Annotated in this window: 3 protein-coding genes and 1 pseudogene; 3 read left to right on the top strand and 1 reads right to left on the bottom strand. The window is 74.4% G+C overall.

The window, feature by feature from the left end; all coding sequences use genetic code 11:
* Positions 1–488 (bottom strand): FadR/GntR family transcriptional regulator (locus ACFRMQ_RS39280; RefSeq protein ID WP_380735688.1); only part of this gene is annotated, 488 nt, incomplete at its 3' end.
* 186 nt (positions 489–674) lie between these two features.
* On the opposite strand from ACFRMQ_RS39280, the gene ACFRMQ_RS39275 reads away from it, so the two are divergent.
* From ACFRMQ_RS39275 to ACFRMQ_RS39265, 3 genes and pseudogenes are all read left to right on the top strand, one after another.
* Positions 675–2171, top strand: a complete 1497-nt coding sequence (locus ACFRMQ_RS39275) for an APC family permease (protein WP_380735687.1) — start codon at positions 675–677, stop codon at positions 2169–2171.
* Complete coding sequence (locus ACFRMQ_RS39270; protein WP_380735685.1) at positions 2168–3385, top strand: CaiB/BaiF CoA transferase family protein; 1218 nt, start codon at positions 2168–2170, stop codon at positions 3383–3385. The genes ACFRMQ_RS39275 and ACFRMQ_RS39270 overlap by 4 nt, the downstream gene beginning before the upstream one ends.
* Positions 3382–3555: pseudogene (locus ACFRMQ_RS39265) on the top strand (acyl-CoA dehydrogenase family protein); the annotation flags it as partial. The gene ACFRMQ_RS39270 and the pseudogene ACFRMQ_RS39265, both read left to right, overlap by 4 nt.
* Positions 3556–3619 lie beyond the last annotated feature (64 nt).

The raw sequence follows: 3619 nt of genomic DNA, 5'->3' as shown, positions 1-3619 counted from the left end.
CGGGCGTCGGCGCGGCGCCGCTCGGCCGGCCCGGTGGCGTCGCGCAGGTCGTGCACCAGCCGGGTGAGCCGGGGCCCGAGGTCGGCGGGGGCGCGTTCGGCGGCCAGCCGGGCGGCGGTGCCGAAGACCGCGAGCTCCTCGTCGCCGAGGTCGCGCAGGTCCACGGTGGCGAGGTCGCCCAGCCGGGCGAGCTGGAGGCGTTCCGAGCCCTCGGCGGGGGTGCGGACGAAGCTGCCGCCGTTGCGGCCGCGCCGGGTCTCGATCAGTCCGGCCTCGCGGAGCAGCGCGAGCGCCTCGCGGACGGTGCCGTTGGCGACGCCGAGCTGTTCGGCGAGGTCGTTCTCGCTGGGCAGCTGGTCCCCGTCGGCGACCAGTCCGAGGGCGATCGCCTCGGTGATCCGGCGGGCCACCGCGTCGGCGCGCCCGAGGTCGGCCAGCGGTGCGAGCACGGCGCTGAGCAGCGGGGCCGCACTGCCGATGGCCGTCATACCGCCCCTCCCCGGTCGCCGTCGCCGGATCTCCGTCCGGCCGGATGCCTCCCGCAGAGTACCTCCGGTCGAGCGCGCACCCTTGCCGCTAGAAACTCAATCTCGTATGTTTTCCCGCAACCTCGGCCCGAGCGTCAACCCCCGTAGCGCTCCCCACGCATCACGACACGTTCCCAGGAGCTGGTCATGACCGATGCCCGTGCACGTGCCACCCTCCGCTCCCCCGACCCGGACGCCGAACGGCTGGCCGCCCTCGGCTACACCTCCGAGTTCAAGCGCGACATGAGCCTGTGGGCGAACTTCTCGCTCGGCTTCACCTATCTCTCCCCGGTCGTCGGCGTGTACACCCTCTTCGCCACCTCCCTGCGGACCGCCGGGCCGCCGATGCTCTGGAGCTTCCTGATCGCGGGCCTCGGCCAGCTGCTGGTGGCCCTGGTGTTCAGCGAGGTGGTCGCCCAGTTCCCGGTGGCCGGCGGGGTGTACCCGTGGGCCCGGCGGCTCTGGGGCCGCACCTGGGGATGGCTGACCGGCTGGGTCTACCTGCTGGCCCTGATGTCCACCATCGCGGCGGTCTCCTACGGCGCCGGCCCGTACGTGGCCGTCCTGCTGGGCGTCGAGCCGAGCACCGCGACCACCGTCTGGTGCGCGCTCGGCCTGCTGGCCCTCGCCACCGTGATCAACCTCGGCGGCACCCGGGTGCTGTCGGCGGCGGCGGTGTTCGGCTTCGCCGCCGAGTTGCTCGGCGCCCTCGCGGTCGGCGCCTGGCTGCTGCTGACGCACCGCTACCACGGCCTCGGCGTGGTCTTCGACCGCTTCGGCGCGGGCGGCGACGGCAGCTACACCGACGCCTTCCTGGCCGCCGGGCTGATCGCGGTCTTCCTGTTCTTCGGCTTCGAGGCCTGCGGCGACGTCGCCGAGGAGGTGCCCGACCCCGGTCGGCAGATCCCCAAGTCGATGCGGCGCACCATCTACGTCGGCGGCGCGGCCGCGATCGGCGTCAGCCTGGCGCTGGTGATGTCGATCCGGGACATCGGCGCGGTGGTCTCCGGCGACGACAACGACCCGGTGGCCAAGGTGCTGCACGACGCCTTCGGCGCGGCCGGCGCCCGGGTGGTGATCGGCGTGGTGCTGATCTCCTTCCTGTCCTGCGTGCTGAGCCTCCAGGCCGCGGCCAGTCGGCTCGCGTACTCCTTCGCCCGGGACCGGATGATCGTCGGCAGCAGGCTGCTGGCCACCGTCTCGGACCGACTGCGGGTGCCGCCGTACGCGCTGCTGCTCGCCGCGGTGCTGCCCGGCGTGATCATCGTGGGTGCCTCGGCACTCTCCGAGGGAGCGCTCACGAAGATCATCTCCTTCTCCAGCATCGGCATCTACCTGGCCTTCCAGATGGTGGTGCTGGCCGCCCTGCGGGCCCGGCTGCGCGGCTGGCGCCCGAGCGGGGACTTCCGGCTCGGCCGCTGGGGTCTGGCGGTGAACATCGGCGCGCTGCTCTACGGCGTCGCCGCCATCGTCAACATCTGCTGGGGCCGCACCCCGGACGCCGCCTGGTACGACAACTACCTGGTGCTGCTCTCGGCGGTGGTCGTGCTCGCGGCCGGCGGGCTCTACCTGCTGCTGGCCCGCCCGCACCTGCGCGGCGACGCGCCCTCCGGCGACGCGACCGGGCGGGGAGCGGACGCATGAGCCTCCCCCTCGACGGCGTCCTGGTCGCCGACTTCGGCCGGGTCCTCGCCGCGCCCTACCTGACCATGCTGCTGGCCGACCTCGGCGCCGACGTGATCAAGGTCGAGCAGCCCGGCACCGGCGACGACACCCGCGCCTGGGGCCCTCCGCGCGCCCAGGGCGAGGCCACCTACTTCCTCTCCGTCAACCGCAACAAGCGCTCCCTCACCCTCGACCTGCGCGACCCGGCCGACCACGCCCGCGCCGTCGAACTCGTCCGCCGGGCCGACGTCCTGGTGGAGAACTTCCGCCCCGGCACGATGGCCCGCCACGGGCTCGGCCCGGAGAGCGCCCAGGACCTCAACCCGCGGCTGGTCTACTGCTCGATCACCGGCTTCGGCTCCGGCCGGGGCGCCGAACTGCCCGGCTACGACCTGCTGGTGCAGGCCGTCGGCGGGCTGATGTCGGTGACCGGTCCGGCGCCCGGCGAGCCGGTGAAGGCGGGCGCCGCGCTGGTGGACGTGCTGACCGGGCTGCACGCGGCGGTCGGCGTGCTGGCCGCGCTGCGCGAGCGCGAGACCACCGGCCGGGGCCAGCTGGTGGAGCTGAACCTGCTCTCCACGCTGCTCTCCGGCCTGGTCAACCAGTCCGCCGGCTACACCCTGGCCGGCGCCGTACCGGGCATCCTCGGCAACCGCCACCCGTCCATCGCGCCGTACGAGGTGTTCACCGCGGCCGACCGCCCGCTGGTCCTCGCGGTCGGCAACGACCGGCAGTTCGCCGCGCTCTGCCGAGGCGTGGGCGCCCCCGGGCTGGCCACCGACCCGCGCTTCGCCACCAACTCCGACCGGGTCGCGCACGTGGACGCGCTGGCCCGCGCGCTCACCGCCCGGCTCGAACGCCGCACCGCCGCCGAGTGGTTCGCGGTGCTCACCCCGCTCGGCGTGCCCTGCGGCCCGGTCAACGACCTGGCCGAGGCCTTCGACCTCGCCGACTCGCTCGGCCTGCGGCCCCGGGCGCCGCTGCCCGGTCGGGACGGCCGGCCGCTGGACCTGGTCGCCAACCCGATCGGCCTCTCCCGCACCCCGCCGCGCTACCACCTGCCCCCGCCCCGGCTCGGCGAACACACCACCGAACTCACGGCTTGGCTGGACGCCCCGTACGACCCGCCCGCGCACGGCCTCCCCGCACACGACAAGCACCCGCACGACAAGGACCCCGAGGACCTCCCATGAGCACCGCCCGCGAGTGCCGGACGGTCCTCGGGGCCAACGGCATCTCGCTGGAGTACTCGCCGATCCGGCACGCCGGCAACCTGGAGTCGGTGCTGACCTACGAGGGCACCAGCGAGATCCACACACTGGTGGTCGGCCAGGCGCTCACCGGGCAGGCCGCCTACCGGTGAGCCTGTGAGTGCGCGGGTGCGCGGGTGCGCGGGTGCGCCCGTGGGTGAGGCCCGCGCCCCGCGG

It is taken from the genome of Kitasatospora sp. NPDC056783 (genome assembly GCF_042789895.1).
Lineage (GTDB): Bacteria > Actinomycetota > Actinomycetes > Streptomycetales > Streptomycetaceae > Kitasatospora.
Note: the sequence above shows the minus strand (reverse complement) of the source record. Positions and strands in the feature narration are given on the sequence as shown.